The sequence below is a fragment of the Faecalicatena contorta genome (assembly GCF_001404335.1).
Lineage (GTDB): Bacteria > Bacillota > Clostridia > Lachnospirales > Lachnospiraceae > Faecalicatena > Faecalicatena contortus_B.
This window is the reverse complement of sequence record NZ_CYZU01000064.1, coordinates 1-23,892: the sequence shown is the minus strand read 5'-3', so window position 1 is coordinate 23,892 and position 23,892 is coordinate 1. Positions and strand designations below refer to the sequence as shown.

Genomic DNA, 23,892 nt, shown 5'->3' with positions numbered 1-23,892 from the left:
CAATAAATTTATTTACTGCTATTGTGCAGTCATCCGCAGGAGAAATCCTTCGATAAACTTTTTCGAGCTGATTCTTCCCGGCTCCACAGACTGATCTTTTAGATTTCTCATTTTGATCCGAACCTGCCCAAAGTCAAACAGTAAATTGGCATAATCTGCAAATATGGGATCATAGTAGTCCTCCGCCCCCATCTGCGCAATATTATCCAGAGCCTTCTGCATAATTCTTCGGATCCTCTGCTCAAGCGCCTTTTTATTCAACTGGAGCTGTTCCTCCCCGTACATCTCTCCTGCAACTTTTTCATATACTTCTTTTATCTGATAACTCTTTTCCTTTTTCTGAAACTCCATCACAGTGAACACAATCGTTTTCAGCTCATCAATTCCCTTCATTCCCCAGATCCCGATATCAGTGCATATTTTTTGGAACCGGTCACCAAGCATGCCCTTGCTGACGGGCGGCGCCTCCTGAATCCCCATGAGCGCCCCCTGTATAGTCTCCATAGATTTTTGCAGGCTTACCAGCTTCGCAACATTAGAAATCACACTGATAACTTCTATGGCATTCAGCGGCTTGCTGATATAAAACATAATCCCTCTCTCATATGCCTTTTCCATCATGGCTTCATCGTCCACCTGGGAAATCATGATAACCTTTCCCGTAAATCCCCCCTGCAAAAGCTCTTCAAGTACATGAATGCCGTCTTTTCCAGGCAGAAGCAGATCCAGAAGCACAATATCCGGCTATTTGCCACATGGCAGAGACCGATTCCCGTGGACATCGCCCCAGTCTCTTTATCGTATTTCGTAGAAAATCCGGCTCCCCAGATGTACTGCTGCGTGTCCTCGTCCATTCCGCATCCGTCATCGGTAACAGAAAGAAGCAACGTCTCGTCCTCTGTTTGGGCAGACAGGCTGATCTGTCCCGATACAGCCTCTCAGCAAGCACGCCGTCCCCGACATCACAAGGGACAGCGGAAACACCGGAAGTTCCGGCAATATCCCATATAATACCGTTCTTAGACGATTATTTTTAAAGACTTCTCCGAATTTTCCATTTTCTTTCCCTGCGCTGCTTTTCAGCCTGCATTTGCTCCATATGTTATTCCCGCCTACCTCTCAGTATAAAATTTGAAAATCCCCTTAGCAAGCGGGAATCAGACCGTCATTGTGCATTATTTTAAAAAGCTATCCCCGCGTGTCCCGCGGTTTGTTTTTATTCGCTTTGTGCATTACGCACATAAAATTTTCATTCCCTCTCTGCGTATATTTATGGCAGCATTTACATCACGGTCCATTCTGTTTCCACATTCACAGATATAGACTCTGTCTGACAAGCTTCTTAGCTTATGCTGGAAATCCTTTCTCTGATTCCGGATCTTCTCATGCACTTTTCCAACTTTCCGCTTTTGTTTCCCATAGTTCCTGCTTCCTTTTTGGCAATGGGAAAGTCAATCCCCACTACCTTTTCCAAATGCCCCTGTTGCTCCACTACTTGGTTTTCATACTGAAACAGCAGGCTTGCATAATAGCTGCCGGATGCTTCACAGCTTACGGTAACTGATTTCAGAATATAGCCATCTGGAATGTCCCTATGTATCCGGATACGGATGGGTGTGAGTTTGGGAAGTTTCAAGTGTCTCCCGGATAATTTAATGTTCCCATTTACCACATTTGTTGTATAAGCCTTTGTCCCCCGATGCTTGGATTTGAACTTCGGGAACCCACTTTCTTTTCTTCGGAAGAAATTCTTATATGCTCTTTCCAAATGTAACTGTGTATTAGCAAGTGCCAGTGCATCCACTTCCTTCAAGAATGGAAACTGCCTCTTATAGGATGCGGGTGTATTATGGAGCATGGCTTTCTGCTCTTCGTAATAGGCAATCTTGTCTGCAAGCATATGATCATAGACAAAGCGGCATCATCCGATGGTTTTAGCAATCATTGTTCTCTGTTCTTCATTTGGATAAATGCGAAACTTGTATGCAGCGTTCACTCTTCTCACCCTGACTTTCAATATACAACGAACATCACATGGATATGATCTATGTCATGGTTCCATTCTTCCAATGTAATCATTGACCGCGGCTAGTATTTTTCTGGAATCCGAACACTGGCTGCACTATGAAACTTATATTTTTCTACCATATGCTTCCTCATACAAACCAAGTTGTAACGGTAACAATCCGCGATGCTATCTGCAAAGGAACTCGCATTCCCTTTACTTAACTGCTGAAACGCTGTAATGACTTGCTTATTGAGACGTGAAAGCGTATGTCTCTTGGACGGATAATATGCAAAATGATGTCCCCATTCAAGAAGATGATTGGTTTCAGATAATATAACGTATAAAGGTTTTAAAGTGGTGTGTTTCATTATTGCTTCTAAAATAACTGCTAAATAAATAGAATTTGAGGAACTAAATCTGTCTGCTAACTCATCCAGTTCTGCTCTGGTAAACTGCGGAGCCGCAGCTAAAGCAGCCGGTCGTATAATTATTACCATTAACTGCAGGGCATGAAGGTAACGTAATGCCTTTTCTACATATCCGGAATTAAGAGCCAGCTGATAAAGCTTCGTGTCATCCGGTTCTATAACCATAGTGCCTTTCCCATTTAATGTTTTTACAAAACCTCTTTGCTCGAGTTCTGACAGTGCCTTTCTGACTGTCGATAAAGAGACACTGTACTGGCTGGCCAGCTGTTTTTCATATGGAAGATACATTCCAACAGAATATTCTCCAAGGCCAATTTTTCGATTCAACTCATCAACAATTTTTGAGTAATAGTAATCCTGACCACGCATGGGATTCCACGAAAACGGCATACCCGTTTGTGGAGGACATTTCGGCGTCGTGTCCGACAAGTAATTTAGTGTACTCTCAATGTAATCCGTTAGCATTTGGTACATATTTGATAACTGGTTGTACTTTGTGAGTGGATCATCGCCTTTTAATACATCTATTATCACACTGGTTACAGATACAGACCCCTGTGGAAAGTGCTTTGAAAAATAGGGACAATCTTCTGTAAAAAATGTAAGCTTATTGTAAAGGCCAAATGTGGAATAGAGTTCGCTGAATAAAGGATTGCCGCCTATTCTTAGTATATCATATCCCAATTTAGATGGAGGGCGCCATCCACCAGCAGAACTTCCCAAACGCAATACTCTTATAGCCTGTTTATAGTGAGGCATTATCTCTACATCGCACCCCTGCAAAGCAAAAACCAGCAGTGAAGGCAGTATGAGAGAAAAAGTCTGATACACCTGTAAAATACTTTCCTTATGTCTTAAAATTTCGAAAACCGTATTTGACTGATTAGGAGTATCTTTTTTTGAAACAACGATTGGTGCAAGACGAGGCTGAATTTCTACCAGCCCTTCCTCCCGCAATGCGTCAAAGACACGGTTAATAGTATATCTGCTTACATGAAACTGGTCGCAAAACATCCTTGAAGACGGTAAGGCACTTCCATGAAGTATCTGGCCCTCCAAAATACACTGCTTAATTTCGTTATATACAAATGTAAATTTTGTTTCTTGTGGTTTCATAATTTGTCTCCTGTCTGTCTGAATTATATCATGAAGAACCGTTCTTGTCAGTATCAAATCGCCCCAACCTATATGTACACCTTACCAATATGGGTGTTGCCAGTATGCAAGCTAACATTTATAATAAAACCGTAAAATTATGAGAAAAGAGTTTCGGTATCATGGAAAAACAAAAAATTTTAATCGTAGACGATTCAGAAATGAATCGCGCTCTTTTGGCAGATATCCTCGAAGAACAATATGATGTGGTGGAGGCTTGTAATGGTGTAGAAGCAATTTCGCTCCTTTCAAGTCAAAAAGCAGATTTCTCACTTCTTCTTCTGGACATTATGATGCCTGAAATGGATGGATTTGAAGTATTGACCCATATAAACAAATATCACTGGAATGATACTTTCGCAGTTATTATGATTTCTGCTGATGACTCCCCCGCGAATATAAAACGGGCTTATGACTTGGGGGCTTTTGACTATATCAGCCGTCCTTTTGATTCGACCATTATCCAGCGCCGTATTTCTAATACGATGTTTTTATATGCACGGCAGCATCGTCTTGAGAAAATTATCGCAGAACAATTTCACGAGCAGGAAAAAAATAATAAGCTGATGATTTCAATCCTGTCTCATATTGTAGAATTCCGTAATGGGGAGAGCGGCTTACATATACTGCATGTTAACACTATTACAAAATATTTGCTAAAGCAGCTGGTTCAGCGTACGGATCAGTATCCTTTGTCCAAAGCTGATATTTCTTTAATCAGTACCGCTTCCGCGCTGCATGATATTGGGAAAATCTCAATTTCAGATGAAATATTGAACAAACCCGGACGCCTTACGGAGGAGGAGTTTGACGTGATAAAAACTCACTCGATGGTCGGCGCCAATATGCTATTAGACCTGCCCATTGAGCAGCAGGAAGCTCCGCTTGTCAAAGTAGCTTCTGAGATTTGTCGATGGCACCACGAAAGGTACGATGGAAAGGGATATCCTGATGGATTAGTGGGAGAAAAAATTCCTATAGCTGCCCAGGTAGTTGCGCTGGCCGATGTATACGATGCCCTGACCAGTAAGCGATGCTATAAGAAAGCTTATTTACATGAAGAAGCTTTGAAAATGATTTTAGAAGGACAATGTGGTGCCTTTAATCCTACACTTTTATTATGCCTTCAAGAAATCGCGGATACACTTGAAAGTGAGCTTTTGGATACCTCACCTGAACAAGAGACTAAAAATAGTCAGAATATAAGAAGTAAAATAGACTACGATAGGTTGTTTTCATATGAAAAATACACCTTCCTGTCGAGCAAACAGCGGCACCTGCAATTATTATATATTGATTCGTTAACCACGGTCTATAACCGACGTTATTATGACGAGCATTTTAAAGGCGCAAATGATATTCAAGCGATGGTCGTAATTGATGTAGATAATTTTAAGCAGATCAATGATAATTATGGCCACGATGTAGGCGATACCGTGTTGCAAAACATTGCACAAACCGTTTTATCCTGTGTACGAAAAACTGATGCCGTGATCCGTTACGGCGGCGATGAATTTGTAATTATATTTTACAGTATACCTGCAGATATATTTGGAAAAAAACTGGAAAGGATCAGGCACTCTGTTGATCGTCTGATAATTGATGATCATCCCGAACTACATATGTCTGTTAGTATAGGTGGAGCATATGGAACTGGAACTGCAAAAAAACTTTTCAAAGCTGCAGACATTATGATGTATCAGTCAAAAAACACAAAAAACCAAGTGACTATATGCACTCTGGACTAGAAAGAGGACAACATCTAAAAAGGAGGAATAACATCAATGAGAAACAATCAAAAGAAGAATCCTACAACACACTTTCTTATATGCAGTTTTATTGGACTTTTGATCTTTAGTATTATTATTTTCAGTCTGCTCGGAATTTATATGAGTCGAAAGAGTAAACAGGCAGTTTACGATATTGGTAAAATTTATATGTCCGGAATGAATGAACAAATGTCCAGGCACTTTGAAACTGTCATTAAACTGCGTTTTGATCAGGTCAGCGGCATTGTTTCCGTTGTCTCAACAGATAAAAACAGTCAAGATGAGCTATATAGGGAGCTTATTTACAGAGCACAGGTCAGGGGTTTTGACTATCTAGCACTTTGTTCTGCCGATGGGGATTTTCAGACACTCTATGGACAATCCATTCAGCCGCTTAACCCGGAACCTTTTGTAGAAGCATTATTACAAGGGGAACAAAGAGTTGCTGTAGGCGTTGATTCTGCTGGAAATGAAGTGGTATTGTTTGGAGTTGATGCTGCTTATCCTATGTACAATGGTGATAGGTGCACCGGACTCATTGCAGCCGTTCCGCTGGATTATATCACCGGTTTCCTTTCCTTAGAGGATGAAGAGCAGCTGATGTATTATCATATTATCAGGCCAGACGGTAGTTTTGTGATACAAAACCCTAACACTGAGTTGTCGCATTTCTTTGAACAACTGCAGAAGCAGCTTAAATCCCCGGCAAATGAATCATCTGTAGAAAATTCTATTGAGAAATTTAGCGCTGCATTAAAAAATCATGAAGAATATGCTACAACATTTGAAGTAAATGGTGAAGAACGGCAAATTTATGGTATATCATTGCCCTATTCTGAATGGTATTTAGTATCGGTAATGCCTTATAGTATATTGGATGATGCCATAAACAATCTGAGCAGCCAGCGTATGTTCATGACATTATTGTCCTGTGCTTCTGTTTTAATCATTCTGACATTGATTTTTCTCCGGTATTTCTCCATAACCCGTTCTCAGCTGCATGAATTGGAGAAGGCCCGGCAGGCGGCTCTTGAAGCGAACAAAGCCAAAAGTGAATTTTTAGCAAATATGAGCCATGATATCCGTACCCCTATGAATGCAATCGTAGGAATGACCGCGATTGCAACCGCCCACATAGATGACCGGAAGCAGGTGCAGAACTGCCTTAGAAAAATCACATTGTCGAGTAAACATCTATTGGGGCTGATTAATGATGTTTTGGATATGTCTAAAATTGAAAGCGGTAAGTTAACTTTAACAACAGAGCAAATTTCATTAAAGGAAGTTGTTGAAGGCATTGTTAACATTATGCAGCCACAGATTAAGACAAAAAAGCAAAATTTTGACATACACGTAGAAAATATCTTAACAGAAAATGTGTGGTGCGATAGCGTACGCTTGAATCAGGTTTTGCTGAATCTTTTATCGAATGCAACTAAGTATACACCAGAGGGCGGTTCGATACTTTTATCGCTTTCTGAGGAAAAATCTCCGAAAGGAGAAAACTATGTCCGAATTCATATCAAGGTCAAGGATAATGGAATTGGTATGACGCCAGATTTTTTGAAGAGGATATATGAATCCTATAGCCGGGCGGATGGAGCCAGAATACATAAAACTGAGGGCGCCGGTTTGGGAATGGCGATTACAAAGTACATTGTGGACGCAATGGATGGAACCATTGATATACAAAGCGAGCCTGATAAAGGGACAGAATTTCTTCTCATGTTTGATTTTGAAAAAGCGGCTGCAATGGAAATGGATATGGTTCTTCCCCCTTGGAAAATGCTGGTGGTTGATGATGACGAATTATTATGTAAGACAGCCATAGACGCTCTAAAATCCATCGGGATTAAAGCTGAATGGACATTAAGCGGTGAAAAGGCCATAGAATTAGTAAACCAACACCACAATAAGAAAGAGGATTATCAAATTATACTATTAGATTGGAAACTGCCTGGCATGAATGGAATTCAGGCTGCAAAAGAAATCCGGCGCAATCTGGGAGATGAAGTGCCGATTCTGCTGATTTCTGCATACGACTGGAGTGAATTTGAAGCCGAGGCCCGTGAAGCGGGTATCAGTGGCTTTATTGCCAAACCGCTTTTTAAATCTACGCTGTATCATTCTTTGCGTCAGTATATGGACGTTGAAACGGAACATGACCAGACAATAAGCCCCAATATGGATCTATCCGGACGCCGTATTCTGCTTGCCGAGGACAATGAGCTTAACTGGGAAGTTGCAAGTGAATTGTTGTCCGACTTGGGCGTGAAGCTGGATTGGGCAGAAGATGGACAAATATGCCTGGATAAGTTTCAAAAATCACCAGAAGGTTATTACGATTTTATTCTGATGGACATACGAATGCCGCATATGACAGGATATGAGGCAGCAAAAGCAATTCGGGGACTGAATCGCCCTGATGCCCTATCCGTTCCAATTATTGCCATGAGTGCAGATACTTTTTCAGACGACATACAGCATTGCCTGGAGTGCGGTATGAATGCCCATATAGCAAAGCCGATCGACATTGTAGAATTGACCCGCTTATTAAAAAGATATTACATATAAATCCAGCCCTAAAAAGCGCGTGTCCGGTCCGAAAGCGGCCTGGAGTCCTCCTAGCCGCCCACCACCACCGCCACGAATCCGCTTCCCCCTATTGACATACCACAGGCATACATCTGCCCGTCGGTCTGCTGTATATATGTGCAGTGATCCATATATTCCCGGGCTTGTTCCGCGCCATAGAGAGGGTATTCTTCATAGTCTCTGTAGGCCAGCCGGTCGATCCACACGGCTTTCACCCCGTCTCTTACTTTTTTAGGGTCTGCCAGTGTATCCGCCTCTGCTTCAGAACCGCCGCACTGCCCGTGCCGGTTATCCCCCCACATCCAAAGGGAATCATCTTCTCTTATGGCAGCCATAGCGTAACATCCGGCGGTGACATATCTGGCATGATCTGCTACCTGGACGGCCCCGTCCCATGATACCACCGGATTTCCTGCTGAGTCCAGGAGACTTCCCATACACCAGACCGTTCCATCATTTTTCAGGATGACAAGGCCGTATTCACTGCAGTCTGCAAACGCCACGTTTTCCATAATCAAAGCCGGCGTCAGGGACTGGCCGGTACCCGGCAGATTGCCTGCCCCCCATAGTTCGTCATTATTGTTCAGATAGACCATAAACTCACTTCCCTGAGCCACATGTTGCACGTCCGGCGCCAGTTCCGTTATTCGGTAGAATCCTTTGGCCGTTAGATCGGATTCCGTATTGCCAATCCCCAGCTCCCCATGCCTGTTGGCAGAGATTCCGAATAACGTTCCATTTTCTATAAAGAAACGGCTTTCCTGATTTACCGTATTATCAGAATAACATTCATCCAGTCTCAGTTCTCTGGATGACAAATGTAAGGAACTCTTGTCTGGTGCAGAGACAAAGACAGAATCCTTATTTTCCTGTGTTCCGTTCGTTGTTTCTGCGCTCTGCCCTTCCTCACCGCCGTTTCCTTCCACTTCCGTATCAGACTCCAGGGAGCTGCTGTCCGGATCCTGAATATACCCTTCATAGCTGTTCCTCTGATAGATACCGGATACCTTTCCGGCATCTATCATCCAGTCTCTGTAAACAAACATAAATACCCCCAAAACCAATAAAGCAAATGGAACTATCGCTGTTTTCAGGTCCTCTTTCCAGGCAGATGTTCCTTCTTTTACAATATATTGATACTTTCCCCGGCCATATTTTTTTAAGATATTCCGAACCGCGCTGATTTCCTCTGTAGTCATACTATCTTTCCAGAAATACACCCGGCCCACATAAAAGGAAGATTCTTCTTCTCTTATTTCTTTCACCGATTCATAAGTTTGACGGATTCTCTTATTCCCCTGCAGGAACTCTATACCGTTCTCATTGATTATAATATCGGTTTGGTCCACGCTCTTCTTTCCCCGCAGCTTTATACTCACCGTGATATAAGGAAATACTTTTACAAACAGCCTGAACAGTACAAGCGCCGCCACAACGATTCTGAGAAACACGTTATAATTATCCGGCAGAAAAACGCACATGCAGAACAGTGATGTGAGAAACGCGCCCAGTATATGCCTTCTCCACTCGCTGTAGCCGCGGCCTCTGTTATACTTTAGAGAAAGAAGCAGATCATTTTTCTTTCGTGCGCGTTTATTTCTATTGATGTCTCTTGTATGCAAAATCTTCAGTTCCACTTTTTCCCCGCCCTGCTTTTCTTCATATTCCCGAAAAATTCTGCAGTAATGCGCCATCTGATTCCTCACATACAAAATATCATCTCTGGAGAGATACCTTTTGTCCAGTCTCAGTTCCCTGTCAGGCCCGGTGATCTGAAACGCATCTGCATTTTCCTCCACGTCCGGAAGGTCATTATAATAGTAACACTCCTGTGCGCCTGAGAAGTACCGGATCAGAATATACTCTGTGTTAAATTGTCCTTTTAAACTTTTCTCTTCGAATTCCTTTATCCTGGCTTCTATACTGCTTTTCTGCAGACTGACGGATATCCTTACCACAGCAGTCAGCAGTACTTCTGATATGACAGCCAGCAGAAGAATATAGCGTATTTGAAAGTGCTCCTTTGGTATCAGCCAGGCAAACAGCAGAAAGTAAATCAATATGATCCCAAGGCTGGTAAGGGGACCTGCCCATATTCCTCTCTTTTGGTTTAATATTTCGTCCCTCTTCCTGAGATTCTGAGGCACAGTATCGTAGACAAACCATTCTTTTGTATACTCTTCTTTTATTTGCTCTGCTATCATGGGGTGTCCTCCTTTTCTCCCGGCACATAGTAACTATATTCTTTCTTTTCTCTTGTATCGATTTCTTTTTTCATAGCCGAAGGATCGAGTCCCACACTTCCGTCTGTGCCATAACTCACCTGAAATGCCAGGTATGCCCCTTCTCCTTTCATAATCCGATATGTAGTTTCCCCCTCGGTCTCAGATTTTTCTGCCGGATGGTTTGGATCTATATACATATCCCGTGAATTGATTTTCATGAGATAGTCAAATCTGTCGCCTGCCATCAGTTCCATATGCTCAATCTGTCTGCTTACATCGATTCCATTCACTGCCTGCCGTTTATCATTTTCCTCCATAGCGCATCTTGCAATCCAGAAAATATCTTCCGAATCAGTCACGACTTTGGCACTTCCATAAATATCTGCGTCATAATTTGTCAGTGCAGGATCCTCTTTTAAGATCGATTTCATCTCTTTTTGCAGATCTTTTCCCCTCTCTGTTTTGTCCATAGGCTCATATTCGGTGTCAAAGACTACCGGCGCCTGGGTTTGATAGAACTGCATGGGGGCCGATTTATCCATAGTCACTCTGCATAATGTGATGGTTCCTCCTTTTTCCAGAAAATTGTTTTTCCCTATTACACAGCCCTCATCCAGAACAAGTGTCCACTGTGGAAGCCCATTACGGCACAGGGCAACCGCCAGAGTTCCGAACTGTACACATTCATCGAATGTGTAGGTCTCTTCAGTCTGTGAGGCAGCGCGTATCGTGATGCCGTCTATTCCTCTTTCGATCTCCCAGTCTGCCAGATTTTTACCGATTCCGGCCCATTTTCCGGTGATCACCGTGTACACATAATCCGAGGTAATCCCATTCCCTCTATCCCCGTAAGTCAGAACATACTGGTGCACGTTTCCATCGTCGGGAGAAGTGTAGGTTACCGCACAGACATCATCAGCCAGCCACTGCAGCTTCATCTCCCTGTCTGCGGTATAAGGAAACTGGTCAGATACTTTGGCAAAACAGAGCCTCTGATTCAGATAGGTTGTGACTCTGCCTGCTTCCTCTTCGTATTTCAGTACTGCCATGTGTTTCAGATCCGGTGATACGCTGATCACAGACGACTGCCCTCCTCCCGAATGGAACCCATACGCGAAATTCGTTAAAAAAAGGATGCCGCCTGCTGCCAGGCCGATATTCCTGATCCATTTCTTACGCACAAGCATGCCAAGACTGACAGTTGCCATCACGATAATAAACCCATTTACGATATAGAACAGAATATCTATTATGTACTCAAAATGCTGCGTTCTTCCTACGATAAGGTAGAACATCTGAAGAGCAAAAACGGCAAGGGCCAGGATGCCTGTAACTGCTCCCATGATCTGACGCCCTCTTTTCATTTTTGGAACCGGCGGCAGCAGCACCTGCCCGGTCTCTCTTTCCCCTCTCAGCAGTTCGTCTACACTGACCTCCAGCGCGTCAGCCAGCGTTTCCAGTACACTGACATCCGGCATTCCTCCGCCTGTTTCCCATTTGGATACAGCCTTATTCGTCACCCCCAGCCGCTCAGCCAGTTCTTTTTGTGTCAGTCCGATCTCTTTTCTTCTTCTGGCAATCAATTGTCCCGTCTTATTTTCCATCTCGTGCCTCCCAACCTAGTACAGTAGTGCACTAATAATTCAGCAATAAGCACCTGCTCTCTACGCCATAGCTGCACCTGCTTTCGCTAGACGTAGGAACCACTACGCCGTCGCGAAAGCAGGCACACCTCTGACGCAGATATCAGGCACATATTACTGAAAGATTCATGCACTTCTGTACTAGCCTATTGTTTTCTTAATCATAATCATACCAGAAACCCCAGAATTTACAATACACGGGCAGTTCTACCCGGTCTACGGTGGGTAGAACTGCAAAATACTGTTGACAAACTGCATGTATGGGCATAAAATGATAGCAAGCACTTGCATGGAGGAAAGAAAATTGGATGAAACCAGGCAGAAAATAATTGATGCAACCATGTCCCTGATCCGCGATAAAGGATATGTTGCAACTACAACAAAGGATATCGCGCATATGGCCGGTGTGAATGAATGCACCTTATTCAGGAAGTTTAAAAGTAAAAAAGACATTGTCATGAGTGGGATAGAACAGGAAAAATGGCGGGCCAATGTTACCCCGGATATCTTTCAGAATGTGGTATGGGAACTGCAGCCCGACCTGGAAATGTTCATGAAGGCCTATATGGACAGAATCACCCCGGACTTTGTTAATCTGTCTATCGGACTGAGGGCGCCCCAGCTCTATGAAGAGACTGCCCCGATGATTCTGAAGATCCCTCAGGCCTTTGTATCGACTCTTGTCGATTATTTGAACAAGATGGAGGCATTAGGAAAGATACCGCATGCAGATTTTGAGGGCATGGCAATGACTGTTTTCTCCGCAACCTTTGGCTATACATTTTTAAAAGCCTCTTTTGATAATAAACTGACAGAGATAAGCCCGGAAACATTTGTAAAAAATAGCGTATCCGTATTTGTAAAAGGGCTTTCTTAAAACGGATCCGTGAAGAACTGACAGTGGTACTGTATCGGCAGTACCATTTTATATAAAAATCATGCAAGCAAGTACATGCATTTAAGGAGGTATAAACTTATGATAACAGGAGCCGGATTATTTGTAAAAGCGCTGAAAGCCGAACATGTGAGCACTGTATTTGCCTATCCCGGCGGGCAGGCGATTGATATGTTTGATGCCCTTTACGGGGAAGATACAATCGAACTAATTGTACCAAGACATGAGCAGGGGCTGATCCATGCCGCTGACGGATACGCCCGTTCCACAGGGAACGTGGGGGTCTGCCTCGTGACAAGCGGGCCGGGAGCAGCGAATCTGGTCACCGGAATCGCCACAGCCAATTATGACAGTGTACCGCTTGTCTGCTTCACCGGACAAGTGCCCCGCTGCCTTTTAGGGAAAGATGCTTTTCAGGAGGTTGACATTGTCAGCATGACTTCCAGCGTCTGCAAATATGCTGTAACAGTAAAAAAACGGGAAGATCTGGGAGCAGCCATCCAAAAAGCATTCCATATTGCCAGAACAGGTAAACCCGGAGTCGCTGTAGTGGATCTTCCAAAAGATATCCAGCGCGAATTAGGGGACAGCAGATACGATCAAGGCCATGCAGCCTGCAGCCTCCGGTCTGAATGTCCCATCTCTGAGGAGCTGGCAGATAAGGCCATGACGCTCTTATCCCGTGCCCAAAGGCCATTATTCCTGATCGGAGGCGGCGTTCATATCAGCCGGGCTGAAAAAGACATGCAGCATCTTGCCGAGATAACAGGCGTTCCAGCCGTCACCACGATTATGGGAAGAGGCTCAATTCCAACAACGCACGGGCTCTATGCCGGCAATCTCGGCATTCACGGCTCCTACGCCGCGAATATGGCTGTCAGCAGCTGTGATGTGCTCTTTTCGATCGGCACCCGCTTTAATGACCGCATCACGGGCAGGCCCGAAGAATTTGCGCCAAATGCCTCGATTATTCATGTGGATATCGATTCTTCGGTCATATCCAGAAATATCCCCGCGGATCTCCCAATCCTGGCTGATGCCGGTTCAGCAATCCGTGCATTTACCAGACGGGCTGTAAATCTGCCGCTTGAAAACTGGATCCGGCAGATCCGCACATGGCAGAAAGAGCACCCTCTTGTGATGAAGGGAAACGGTATCACACCCGCAAAAATTATCCGGACCATTAACAGTACCTTTCAAAAGTTGATTATAGCCACCGATGTAGGGCAGAATCAATTATGGGCTGCCCAGTATCTGGAGCTGAATGATAAAAAGAAGATGCTAACATCCGGGGGACTCGGCACAATGGGATATGGATTGCCAGCCGCGGTCGGTGCCAGGATCGGGAATCCAGACACCAGGGTCGTACTGATAACCGGAGACGGCGGCCTGCAGATGAACATTCAGGAAATGGCAACAGCCGTAGCTTATGAACTGCCGCTTATTATTTGTGTCTTGAATAACGGATATCTGGGCAATGTAAGACAATGGCAGGAAATGTTTTTTGGAAAAAGGTATTCCGGCACATGTATGCGTTATAGAAAAAGCTGTCCCTCTGCCTGCTCTGCCCCGTCTGAACACTGTCCCGTATATACTCCGGACTTTATAAAGCTGGCGGAAAGCTATGGAGCAAAAGGAATCCGCGTAACCCGTGAAGAAGAGATTCTTCCGGCGCTTACAGAGGCCGGAAGGTCCACGGCTGCGCCTGTCCTCATCGAATTTATAATTGAAAGGGAAGAAAACGTTCTTCCAATTGTGCCTCCCGGAAATGCTTTGGATGATATGATAGTATATCCTGGATAAGCAGAGTCAGTCCCGCACGGCATCAGCGAGTTCATTATAAACAGTTATTGCATCCAGAATGTGATACTGCTCTGTCTCATGGGATCCCGGAGCATGTGCGGTGACCAGGATATACTCTTCTCCGTCTACCTCCGCCAGGCTTGCCAGACATAAACCAGCCTCATCCGTGTAACCGGTCTTGCCGCCCAGGATCTCGCCGTTTTTAAGACCGGTATTCCCGGCGTTTTCAAACAAAGTACTCCCTATGGTGAACCCTTCCGGATGCACATTCGTAGGCTGCACCGTATAACTTCTGGATGTAAATACTTCCCGAAACTCTGCATTTTTCAGTGCACTGTCAAGCAGGAGGGACAGATCCCGGACCGTTGTATAATGTTCTGCATCCTGAAGTCCGGTCGTATTGCTGAAATGTGTGTCATCCATCCCAAGTTCGGCCGCTTTTTGATTCATCAGGTCCACAAAGCCCTGCTCTGATCCCGAAACTGCCTCTGCCAGAGTCAGGCAGCACTCCGCCCCCGATGCAAGTATGACACCATATATATAGTCCCTGGCCTTCGCGGTTTCGCCTGGTTCAAAACCAGCCATTGATGCATCCATCTGATAAAGATACTGGTAAAAATCGTATGGGCTGGTCATTGTCTCATCGAGATCAGAAATATTTTCAATCGCCACTAATGCTGTCATAATCTTGGTCAGTGACGCTGGATAGATCCGGTCATCTGCACCCCTCTGGGCTATGGTTTCCCCGGACTTCAGTTCTGTCAATATTGCATTCGGGCTGTTCAGCTTGTCCATGCTGATGTTCTCTGAATGCAGCGTACTGTTATCTACGTGTATGCCCGGTTCCTGCCTTCTTATTATGGACAGCACCGCTGCAGCCGCTAATATCAGCAGTACCAGAAGAACCAGTAAAAACAGCATCCTCCTTAGATATTTCATACGTCTTCTTTTTTTTCGCTGATTCTTTGAGCTTAGCTGTATCTTATTTCTTTCAGTTTGATATCTTGAGTCTTTTTCGTATTGTTTTCTGTCCAATTAAAATCCCTGCCTTTCTAAGAAAATTATACAAAATCCCGATGTTAGATAATTTAACTTACTATTGATAATTTCCTAAGAAAAGTTAATATTCGTTTATTATAATATACTATTGCATTTCTTTAGCTAGTTAATCGTTTTCACAGGCAGGGGATACTTATAACAAAAGTGGTCAATTCCCCCTCGCTTTTTGCATGGATATCTCCTTCATGCAGAATGATAATTTCTCTGGCAATTGCAAGTCCAAGCCCTGCACCTCCTGTATTTCCGGAACGCGCCTCATCCGTCCGGTAGAATTTTTCAAAAATATATGGGAGCTTTTCTTTCGGTATGGTCTTCCCTTTGTTTTGTATAAAAATCTTCACATAGTCCCCTTCTGTCTCGGTCCGGATAACGATTGCGGTTCCCGGATAACTGTAAGACACGGCATTCTTCAGAACATTCTGAAACACTCTCGCCAGCTTTACGGCATCTCCATAGACCAGAATCTCCTGCCCAGTTTCAAGCTCGATCCGGTTGTCTCCCTGCTGAAGAATCGGGTAGAACTCATCGGCCAGCTGTACAAGCAGATAGGACAGATCCAGCGTCTCTTTTTCCAGCACAATCTGATTCAGGTTATACCTTGTAATATCAAAAAACTCCTGAATCAGCCCTTCCAGCTGCAGAGCTTTTTCAAAAACAATCCTGGTGTATTTTTCCCGCTGCGCCTGCGGCATATCTTTTGCCTCATCCAGCATGCTTAAATAGCCGATAACGGATGTCAGCGGCGTCTTGAGATCGTGGGCCAGATACGTGATCATATCATTTTTACGTTTTTCCTCCTCCTTAATCACACGGGTATTGCGCTCTATCCTCGTCTTAATCTGTGACATCTGAACCGCAAGCTGTGCATATTCGGGAGGAAACACCAGATCGGCCTCTACTTCATGCTCCATAAAGGAATGAATCATCTGACTGGATTTTACCACAGCCTGACCTGCCATTTTCCGGCCGTAAAAGGCAGAAATCCCCCGCACCAGAAACAGGCAGACCACCGCCGCAACGCAGACAGACGTCAGAATGAGCATCTTAAATTTAGGCCAGTTCACCTCAGTTATCAGCATATCCTGACCTGACAGATGATCCGTTCCCATCCGGGTCCACATATAATTATCCTGGAACCAGTTCACAAAGCTGCCATTCCAGATATAGTCCACAAAATAATAAATACCAAAACAGGCGGCCAGTACCAGAAGTAATAAAGCCGCCGTTTCGGCCAGTCTTTTCATATTCTTTTCTTTATCCTTCAATTTTATATCCGCACCCCCAGACGGTCTTAATATATCTTGGCTTTTCAAAAGAGTCCTTCATCTTCTCCCGCAGGTGCCGGATATGAACCGTAACCGTGTTATTATTCTTCACATAATACTCATCCGCCCATATCTGCCTGAAAAGACTCTCCGCGCTCACGACCTCCCCCTTTTTCTCACAGAGAATGCGCAGAATATCAAACTCCGTCGGCGTCAGCGGCAAAGGCTCCTCATTTAAGGTACATTTATGAGTCTTCACATTCAGCATAAGCCCCGATACCAGTATCACAGAATCATCCCGCTCAGCCCCCTGATTGTATCTTTTATAGCGCCTCAGCTGCGCCTTCACACGCGCCACCATCTCCAGAGGCAAAAAGGGCTTTGCAATATAGTCATCTGCCCCCAGCGTAAGTCCGGTAATCTTATCAATCTCATCCCCCTTCGCCGTCAGCATAATCACCGGAAAATGATACCGCTCCCTGATCTGCCTGCAAAGAGTAAAGCCGTCAATCTCCGGCATCATCACATCCATAACAGCCAGATCCGGCGGCTCCTTTACAATACACTCCCAGGCCTCCCTGGAATCATAATACTTATAAATGATAAAATCCTCATTCTGCAGATAGCACTCCACCAAATCCGCAATCTCCTTCTCATCATCTACTATTAAGATTTTCTCCCTCATACATATCCTCCTCCATCGCAAGCTAAGTAAATTATAAAATCTTCAAATAAATATTCTTTTATAAAATTCTTAGGAAAATATGAAGACGCAAGGGGGGACGCCTGAAGACGGCAAAGACGCAGGGGCGGCCCGGAAATGCCGTGGGTGGTTCAGAAGGCAGCCGCTTTGTGAAGAAACATTTAGGGCATTTCCGGGCCGCCCCTGCGTCTTTGCCGTCTTCAGGCTATGCGCTTCCACGCGGGAGGGGCCGGTGCAGTGGATCGGGTTTGATAGGACGGAGAGGAACAGGCGGGAGTAATGATGTTATGATAGTTTTTCTACTTTTCCATGATTCCTCCCTCACGATCTCCACCCATCTGCTTGCCTAACGTTTCCTCTTCCGGTATGCCAGCATTAATACGGCCAGTCCTGATATCAGGAAGGCGCCAAGAATTAATACAAACTGAGTATTATCCCCAGTCTTCGGTGTGCGTTTGTCTTTCTCAAATGTAACAGATATCTTATGATTATCCTGGATGTCTGTAAACGTATACCGGTTATTCTTCACGGTCACCTCTCTGCCGTCTACCAGAACCTTTGCCACACGGTAGCCCTTATATGGGGTAAATGTAAATTCGCAGTTCTTTCCCTGCTCCACATCCACTCTGCCATTCGGATCTATCTTACCATTTGCCCCGGCCTCCGCTGTAATGGTATATACGGTAACCTTTTTCTCAATTATATTAAAAGATGTGCTAACTGATTTTGTATATTCAGTTTCTTCCCAGCCATTACCGGTATACTCTTCCAGTTGAAATCCTGCCGTCAGTTCGTAACTTCCAAGCCTTGTGCATTTGAATTTAACCGTATATGGAGGATTCTCCCAGCTTTTTATTGCTCCGCCCCAGGTCCAAGTCTTTGGCACCCATCTGGTATCTCCCGCTGCAGGAGAAGTATTTTCCATACCAACACCGACTGCTGTAGCAGTCCAGACAGTTTCTGCCTCATAGGTACCGCCTTGTTCGATTCCGGTTATCTTTGCCCCATCAGAACTTATCGCGGTCCTATATTTTACCGTTTCACTGGGAAGGCTTTCCATGGCTTTATCAGGATCATATTTAGCACGTGTTACAAATTGATACTCCGTATCTGGCTCCAGCCCGTCAAATTCCGCATTTTCCTGCCAGCTGATTGTACCGTCTGCCATTCGCATACCATACTCCAGCTTATCAGCTGCCCTAAGCACAATAGAAGTATCGGAACGTTTCAAAATCTTTGGTGCCAAAGCCGCTGCTGCTGCGTTCTGTAATGTTGCCACACGGAGTATGTCACTATTCTCCCCCTGCATCTGTACCTTTTCATCTACATTGCAGCGCATAACAAATTGATATTCTGTACCCGGAGTCAGGTTGTCAAATACACCCATGGTATTCCATTCAACGTCTGTCCCGGTACCCAACATCCCGAATTCCATACTATCCGGGTCTTTCTCCTTATCCGGTACTTTTAACGATACGCTCGTATTCGTTCTGTCTGTCACTTCCGGAGCATATGCCGGTTTATCTGGCGCAGATTTCTTTGTCCTGACATCAGCTGGTATACTGCTGTCGCTTGCGGGGTAAGTTACATCTTCATATTTACCTGCTGCAATCCTGAGATAACACTTATAGGGGGTATCTGGCGTCAGCTTATCAAATTGGGGATCTGTCTGATAATCTGTTCCATTAATACTGAATTCATATTTATACTTAGGATCCGCATTCTTGGGGAGTTCCAATGTGATCTCTGTATCTTTTACTTCTTTAACGATTGGTGCCTCCGGAGCTGTAAGCGATGGCGCCGGAGCTTTTGCCTCGACTTTGCTCCGTTTTTCATTTACCGGCTTTTTAATAGCATCTGAAAAATTCTGACTGTTATTTGTTTCCTTTTTAGTATCATCAGGCACCTGCTTATTAGCCTCAGGAGTATCTTTTGTACCTTCCGATGTTATTTCTGTATCATTTGCCAAATTCTGTGGCTCATCCATCGGACTCTGCTTCTCTTCTCCCACCTCTGAATTCTGATTACTGTCCGTCAGTTTCTGCGTTTCATCTGGTTGAGCAGCCATATTTTCAGGTGGATCAGGCGGCTGGTTCTGGGGAGTATCCGTAACCACATTCCCAGCAATTACATTTGTTGCAGCCGTATTTTGATATAATATAACATCTTCTCCGGTATGCCGACATGCAAAACTGTATTGTGTTCCGGGCTGCAGCCCGGTAAACACAACCGTTCTGCTTGCCTTATCATACTGTCCCGCCTCCGCCCACTTCCATATCCTGGCATTGTTTTTCTCGGTCTCTATGGCATATTCATAGTCTTGTTCTGTTCGCAGCTTAATACGATCTGTTGTCTTTTCTATTACTTCTGGTTTCTGTACACCGGTATCCTGCGTCACATTTACAGTCTCTGCCGATACTGGAAATGCAGGAAGTATCCCTGCGGCGCCTATCAAAACAAAAGTTAACAGTAAAGCCAATCCTCTTTTACCCTTCCATTTCATAAAATCCACCTCCTTTTGAGATTGTGTTTGAATGCGAATAATGCCAGACAAAGGGACTCTTTATTATATTATATCAGAATTCTCCAATAAATAAATTAATATTTGCTTAAATTCTCCATAGGGGTCAGACCTCTTTGCGCTCCGTTATGTATTTGCTTGACAGTAGGTTGCAGACAGGTTAAGATAAGCATAAAAAATCTATGCTGCAGACAAGCTGCAGCATTTATATTTATTGAATAGATAACGAATCCGCATGCATTAACCGCCATTTTTTAGAGCTTATGCTGATTGGCTTATGAAAGGAGATCCCCCGCAAATGTACACATTTACCCAATTAGAAATTCATAATAACCGACATTTTTATCCTCTGTTCTGTGGATGTCAGGCCTGCAGTCCCTCCTACTCCTTTGGCCCTGCAATGAGGGAATATCATTTATTTCATTTCTGTCTGGAAGGAAAGGGGCAGTTTTTTGCGGGTAATGTCTGCCACCGTATCCAAAAAGGACAGGGGTTTCTTATCTGTCCCGGAGATCTGACCTTCTACCAGGCGGACGAAAAAGAGCCCTGGACTTATCTCTGGATTGCAGTAGAAGGAGACATGGTGAAACACCATCTCTCCCTCTGCGGCCTTTCGCCGGAAACCCCTGTCATCGCCTGTCCTTACGTCCAGGAGCTGCGTGATATCATCCTGGATATGTTGGAACATTATGACGCAGATTACAGTAACGAACTCTATAATCAGGGACTTCTATATCAATTTTTTTCTTATCTGGCTAAATCACCAGGCGTATATAAGCCAAGTGAGCAGCACACGGAAAGCCAGTACATTGCCAAAGCAATCGAATTTATTAAGGTGAATTATCAGTCTCCGATTACGGTACAGCAAATTGCAGACTATGTTTCATTAAACCGCTGCTACCTGTCCACCCTGTTTCAAAAAAATGTGCATTTCTCTCCGCAGCAGTTTTTGAAAAAATATAGGATTACCAAGGCTTCTGAACTACTTGCAAATACCGATCATCTAATCAGGAATATTGCATTTTCCTGTGGATATACCAGCGAACTGGCTTTTACAAAAGCCTTCCGACAGGTAACCTCATTAACCCCCAGTGAGTACCGCAGGAGAAATAAACTTACGTCACGCACTATATGTACAAAGAATCCTCATGAAGATGATACTTATTAGCAATTCCAGAAATCTTTAGGTTTAATATTTATGAAAATAATAAAGACGTGATTGATAGTCCCCATTTACTCCATTATAAAAGCTGCTGTCTTCGCCGCAGGATTCATCCGAGAGGTTCCATCCTGCGCGAAGGAGTTCATCCCCATAATATATGCCGCTCTTTTCACCGCATTCTGTCTGGTACAGCATATTCTCATCAAGTCCCTGAAGTCTGAGACGGCGGTAACCTACGTTCACTTCCTGAAGTACTCTGTAATATCCCAGCAACGCCTCCGTTTGATCCGGTGAAACTACCATCCAAGCTGTTTCATTCCCGTCCCCTTCAAATGGGCTGATTAAACGGTAAAAATCACCCTGCTGGATAAGCTTGCGGTGCTTTTTCATAAATTGAACCTGATCCTTTATGGTGTCTCTTTCTTCCTCTGTTAGTTCATTTAAATCCAGTTCATATCCAAAGGTGCCGAAATAGGCCACATTTGCCCTGCTGTCCATTGGAACGTTACGATGCAGCTGATGATTTGGAATCGCCGAAACATGAGATCCCATGCTGCTCAAAGGATAAACCATGGATGTTCCATATTGGATTTTAAGACGTTCCATTGCATCCGTATCATCTGAAGTCCAGCATTGAGGGGCGTAATAGAGCATCCCTGGATCGAATCTGGCGCCGCCGCTTGCACAGGATTCAAATAGAACTTCAGGGAATTTTTCAACCAGCCGTTCATACAGCCTGTACACTCCGAGTATATACTGATGATAAACTTTTCCTTGCTCGTCTGCATTCTTCCCCGATGAAAAGACCTCCGTCATACAACGGTTCATATCCCACTTGATATAAGAAATATCCGCCTCGGTCAGGATTTTTTCCATCATTGAATAAATGTAGTCAACGACTTCCACTTTTGAAAAATCAAGAACCATCTGATTCCTGCCATAGGATGTGTACCTGCCTGGCGTCTGCAGTACCCAGTCGGGATGCATTTTAAACAATTGGCTGTCTTCATTTACCATTTCCGGCTCAAACCACAGCCCAAAATCCATTCCCAGCGCCTTTACTTTTTCCGCAATCCCGGTTACACCAGCCGGAAGTTTTCTTTTATCAGGATACCAGTCTCCCAACGAAGACGTATCGTCATCCCGCCTTCCAAACCATCCGTCATCAAGCACAAACAGCTCTATCCCCAGCTGTTTAGCCGTATTCGCCAATGCCAGTATCTTTTCTTCATTAAAGTTAAAGTAAGTAGCTTCCCAGTTATTAATCAGGATAGGCCGCACCCTGTCACGCCATACTCCCCGTGCCAGCCTTGTCCGATATAGTTCATGATACGTCTGGCTCATACCATTAAGGCCCGCATCGGAATAGACCATAACTGCTTCCGGAGTCTGAAAGCTCTCTCCGTCCTGAAGTCTCCATTGAAAACCGCTTGGATGTATTCCCAGCTGTACTCTTGTCACATGATACGTATCTACTTCGGCCTGTGCGAGAAAATTTCCGCTGTATACAAGGCTGAACCCATATACTTCACCACTATTTTCGTCTGTGCCAGGCCTTTTTAAAGCAAGAAATGGATTATAATTATTACTGCTGCACCCTCTCATACTGTAAATGCTCTGGATACCATGCTCCAGTTTCCTGTTCCTGACTGCCCGTTCTCTTGACCATGCACCAGTCAGCTCAACCATTTCATAATCCATATCCGGAAGGTCCAGGCTTAAACTCATCGCAGTGTTCAGCCTGATTCCCTCCGGAAGACCACATTCAAATCTGGCGTTCCTCGTAATCACGGGATAGTCCCGATAGATCGTATAAGTAAGTACCAGCCTCGTACGTATCAAGCTGTCCTCAAGTTCAACCTCCAGCGTCTGGGCCTCTTCATCTAACTCTGTATATGTAGCAGGCAGTTGCTCTAGTTTCGGCTTCCCGGCGTAAATCTTATGACTCCGATACACAAACTCCGTAATCCGGCTCCCGTTAACCTGTTCTATTTCATATGCCGGATATCTCATATCTCCATGTCCAAATGATGGATACTCCTGTCGGATATGTTCCATACTGAAACGCTGGTCCCCCGGAAAAGCACACGCTGACATGGGACGCTTTTGCAATTCAAGTAAGTGCCCAAAACTTTCCCGGTCTCTCAAAGTCTTTCCAAAATAAAGTTGTCCTAATTCACCGTTTTTTAGAATAGTCATAATGTAACTTATCTTATCATTGCATAAATGAAACTCTCTTGAATCCTCATGAAAAATAATACTTGCTGTCATAAAACATAACCTCCTTTTGTTTTGAGATTATAGCATATGCTGCAGAGCCAGACCTATCCAATTGTTAGATTTATATATTGTGAGTGTTTGTTCTTAGGGGTCAGACCCCTTTGCGCACCGTTTTCTGAATATTCTAAACTTAACAACGCTTAACACAACAAAAAAACGATACCTTCTGGTACCGTCTCTTCATTCCATATGTATATACCTTCAAAACTGCATACAAAGAATTAAATCCATCCATGATCCTATCACCTTGCTTGGTTATGCCCTCGACCTATTAGTAACAGTCAGCTCCATGTGTTGCCACACTTCCACCTCTGTCCTATCTACCTCGTCGTCTTCAAGGGGTCTTACTAACTTGACGTTATGGGATATCTCATCTTGAGG

The 23,892-nt window shown here is 44.2% G+C and carries 17 protein-coding genes and 1 rRNA gene; 5 read left to right on the top strand and 13 right to left on the bottom strand.

Features of this window, described 5'->3' with window-relative positions; all coding sequences use genetic code 11:
• Positions 1 to 18 precede the first annotated feature (18 nt).
• The 5 genes from ARB69_RS22085 to ARB69_RS22075 form a co-directional block, all read right to left on the bottom strand.
• The gene (locus ARB69_RS22085) at positions 19 to 735 is read right to left on the bottom strand and encodes a response regulator (protein ID WP_050638944.1); all 717 of its coding nucleotides are present in this window, start codon (positions 733 to 735) and stop codon (positions 19 to 21) included.
• On the bottom strand, positions 645 to 920 hold the full coding sequence (locus ARB69_RS28515; protein WP_082202704.1) for an ATP-binding protein: 276 nt from the start codon (positions 918 to 920) through the stop codon (positions 645 to 647). Before ARB69_RS28515 ends, ARB69_RS22085 begins: the two co-directional genes overlap by 91 nt.
• Before the next feature lie 312 nt (positions 921 to 1,232).
• Positions 1,233 to 1,391 (bottom strand): zinc ribbon domain-containing protein, encoded by a 159-nt coding sequence (locus ARB69_RS28355; RefSeq protein ID WP_334291955.1) that lies wholly within the window; start codon positions 1,389 to 1,391, stop codon positions 1,233 to 1,235.
• A gap of 530 nt (positions 1,392 to 1,921) precedes the next feature.
• On the bottom strand, positions 1,922 to 1,996 hold the full coding sequence (locus tag ARB69_RS28510; protein ID WP_347562129.1) for a helix-turn-helix domain-containing protein: 75 nt from the start codon (positions 1,994 to 1,996) through the stop codon (positions 1,922 to 1,924).
• 92 nt (positions 1,997 to 2,088) lie between these two features.
• A complete protein-coding gene (locus tag ARB69_RS22075; RefSeq protein ID WP_055155009.1) occupies positions 2,089 to 3,552 on the bottom strand; it encodes a GntR family transcriptional regulator in 1,464 nt (487 codons plus the stop codon).
• 161 nt (positions 3,553 to 3,713) lie between these two features.
• Between ARB69_RS22075 and ARB69_RS22070 the strand changes: the two genes are divergently transcribed.
• A complete protein-coding gene (locus ARB69_RS22070; protein WP_050638947.1) occupies positions 3,714 to 5,339 on the top strand; it encodes a diguanylate cyclase in 1,626 nt (541 codons plus the stop codon).
• A 36-nt stretch (positions 5,340 to 5,375) separates the two neighbouring features.
• Positions 5,376 to 7,934 carry a response regulator gene (locus ARB69_RS22065; protein WP_055155008.1) on the top strand — a complete coding sequence of 853 codons (2,559 nt, stop codon included), beginning with the start codon at positions 5,376 to 5,378 and terminating at the stop codon, positions 7,932 to 7,934.
• Positions 7,935 to 7,984: 50 nt separating this feature from the next.
• Here ARB69_RS22065 and ARB69_RS22060 read toward each other — a convergent pair whose 3' ends face one another.
• The gene (locus tag ARB69_RS22060; protein ID WP_055155007.1) at positions 7,985 to 10,159 is read right to left on the bottom strand and encodes a hypothetical protein; all 2,175 of its coding nucleotides are present in this window, start codon (positions 10,157 to 10,159) and stop codon (positions 7,985 to 7,987) included.
• A complete protein-coding gene (locus ARB69_RS22055) occupies positions 10,156 to 11,784 on the bottom strand; it encodes a helix-turn-helix domain-containing protein (protein WP_055155006.1) in 1,629 nt (542 codons plus the stop codon). Before ARB69_RS22055 ends, ARB69_RS22060 begins: the two co-directional genes overlap by 4 nt.
• A gap of 343 nt (positions 11,785 to 12,127) precedes the next feature.
• Here ARB69_RS22055 and ARB69_RS22050 point away from each other — a divergent pair, with 343 nt between their 5' ends.
• Both ARB69_RS22050 and ilvB read left to right on the top strand, forming a co-directional pair.
• On the top strand, positions 12,128 to 12,700 hold the full coding sequence (locus ARB69_RS22050; protein ID WP_050638951.1) for a TetR/AcrR family transcriptional regulator: 573 nt from the start codon (positions 12,128 to 12,130) through the stop codon (positions 12,698 to 12,700).
• Positions 12,701 to 12,799: 99 nt separating this feature from the next.
• Positions 12,800 to 14,521 (top strand): biosynthetic-type acetolactate synthase large subunit, encoded by a 1,722-nt coding sequence (ilvB, locus tag ARB69_RS22045; protein ID WP_055155005.1) that lies wholly within the window; start codon positions 12,800 to 12,802, stop codon positions 14,519 to 14,521.
• 6 nt (positions 14,522 to 14,527) lie between these two features.
• Here the strand turns inward: ilvB and ARB69_RS22040 are convergent, their stop codons facing one another.
• The 4 genes from ARB69_RS22040 to ARB69_RS22020 all read right to left on the bottom strand — a co-directional run bounded on the left by ARB69_RS22040 (position 14,528) and on the right by ARB69_RS22020 (position 20,051).
• Positions 14,528 to 15,460 (bottom strand): D-alanyl-D-alanine carboxypeptidase family protein, encoded by a 933-nt coding sequence (locus tag ARB69_RS22040; RefSeq protein ID WP_055155004.1) that lies wholly within the window; start codon positions 15,458 to 15,460, stop codon positions 14,528 to 14,530.
• A gap of 236 nt (positions 15,461 to 15,696) precedes the next feature.
• Entirely contained in the window at positions 15,697 to 16,845 is a 1,149-nt protein-coding gene (locus tag ARB69_RS22035) for a sensor histidine kinase (protein ID WP_242843785.1), read from the bottom strand.
• Positions 16,835 to 17,530: a VanR-ABDEGLN family response regulator transcription factor gene (gene vanR, locus ARB69_RS22030; RefSeq protein WP_055155003.1), complete on the bottom strand. Its 696-nt coding sequence runs from the start codon at positions 17,528 to 17,530 to the stop codon at positions 16,835 to 16,837. The genes ARB69_RS22035 and vanR overlap by 11 nt, the downstream gene beginning before the upstream one ends.
• A gap of 364 nt (positions 17,531 to 17,894) precedes the next feature.
• Positions 17,895 to 20,051, bottom strand: coding sequence for an LPXTG cell wall anchor domain-containing protein (locus ARB69_RS22020; RefSeq protein ID WP_055155001.1), 2,157 nt, complete (start codon positions 20,049 to 20,051; stop codon positions 17,895 to 17,897).
• A gap of 316 nt (positions 20,052 to 20,367) precedes the next feature.
• Here ARB69_RS22020 and ARB69_RS22015 point away from each other — a divergent pair, with 316 nt between their 5' ends.
• Positions 20,368 to 21,237, top strand: a complete 870-nt coding sequence (locus tag ARB69_RS22015; RefSeq protein WP_055155000.1) for an AraC family transcriptional regulator — start codon at positions 20,368 to 20,370, stop codon at positions 21,235 to 21,237.
• A gap of 21 nt (positions 21,238 to 21,258) precedes the next feature.
• On the opposite strand, the gene ARB69_RS22010 is transcribed toward ARB69_RS22015, so the two are convergent.
• Positions 21,259 to 23,502, bottom strand: coding sequence for an alpha-galactosidase (locus ARB69_RS22010; protein ID WP_055154999.1), 2,244 nt, complete (start codon positions 23,500 to 23,502; stop codon positions 21,259 to 21,261).
• 260 nt (positions 23,503 to 23,762) lie between these two features.
• Positions 23,763 to 23,892 (bottom strand): 23S ribosomal RNA (locus ARB69_RS22005); the annotation flags it as partial.

What these genes read in the sequence shown, in the direction of transcription:
- ARB69_RS22075 (WP_055155009.1), bottom strand. Translation starts at nt 3,552, where the DNA reads ATGAAACCACAAGAAACAAAATTTACATTTGTATATAACGAAATTAAG.
- ARB69_RS22070 (WP_050638947.1), top strand. Translation starts at nt 3,714, where the DNA reads ATGGAAAAACAAAAAATTTTAATCGTAGACGATTCAGAAATGAATCGC.
- ARB69_RS22065 (WP_055155008.1), top strand. Translation starts at nt 5,376, where the DNA reads ATGAGAAACAATCAAAAGAAGAATCCTACAACACACTTTCTTATATGC.
- ARB69_RS22060 (WP_055155007.1), bottom strand. Translation starts at nt 10,159, where the DNA reads ATGATAGCAGAGCAAATAAAAGAAGAGTATACAAAAGAATGGTTTGTC.
- ARB69_RS22055 (WP_055155006.1), bottom strand. Translation starts at nt 11,784, where the DNA reads ATGGAAAATAAGACGGGACAATTGATTGCCAGAAGAAGAAAAGAGATC.
- ilvB (WP_055155005.1), top strand. Translation starts at nt 12,800, where the DNA reads ATGATAACAGGAGCCGGATTATTTGTAAAAGCGCTGAAAGCCGAACAT.
- ARB69_RS22040 (WP_055155004.1), bottom strand. Translation starts at nt 15,460, where the DNA reads ATGAAATATCTAAGGAGGATGCTGTTTTTACTGGTTCTTCTGGTACTG.
- vanR (WP_055155003.1), bottom strand. Translation starts at nt 17,530, where the DNA reads ATGAGGGAGAAAATCTTAATAGTAGATGATGAGAAGGAGATTGCGGAT.
- ARB69_RS22020 (WP_055155001.1), bottom strand. Translation starts at nt 20,051, where the DNA reads ATGAAATGGAAGGGTAAAAGAGGATTGGCTTTACTGTTAACTTTTGTT.
- ARB69_RS22015 (WP_055155000.1), top strand. Translation starts at nt 20,368, where the DNA reads ATGTACACATTTACCCAATTAGAAATTCATAATAACCGACATTTTTAT.
- ARB69_RS22010 (WP_055154999.1), bottom strand. Translation starts at nt 23,502, where the DNA reads ATGACAGCAAGTATTATTTTTCATGAGGATTCAAGAGAGTTTCATTTA.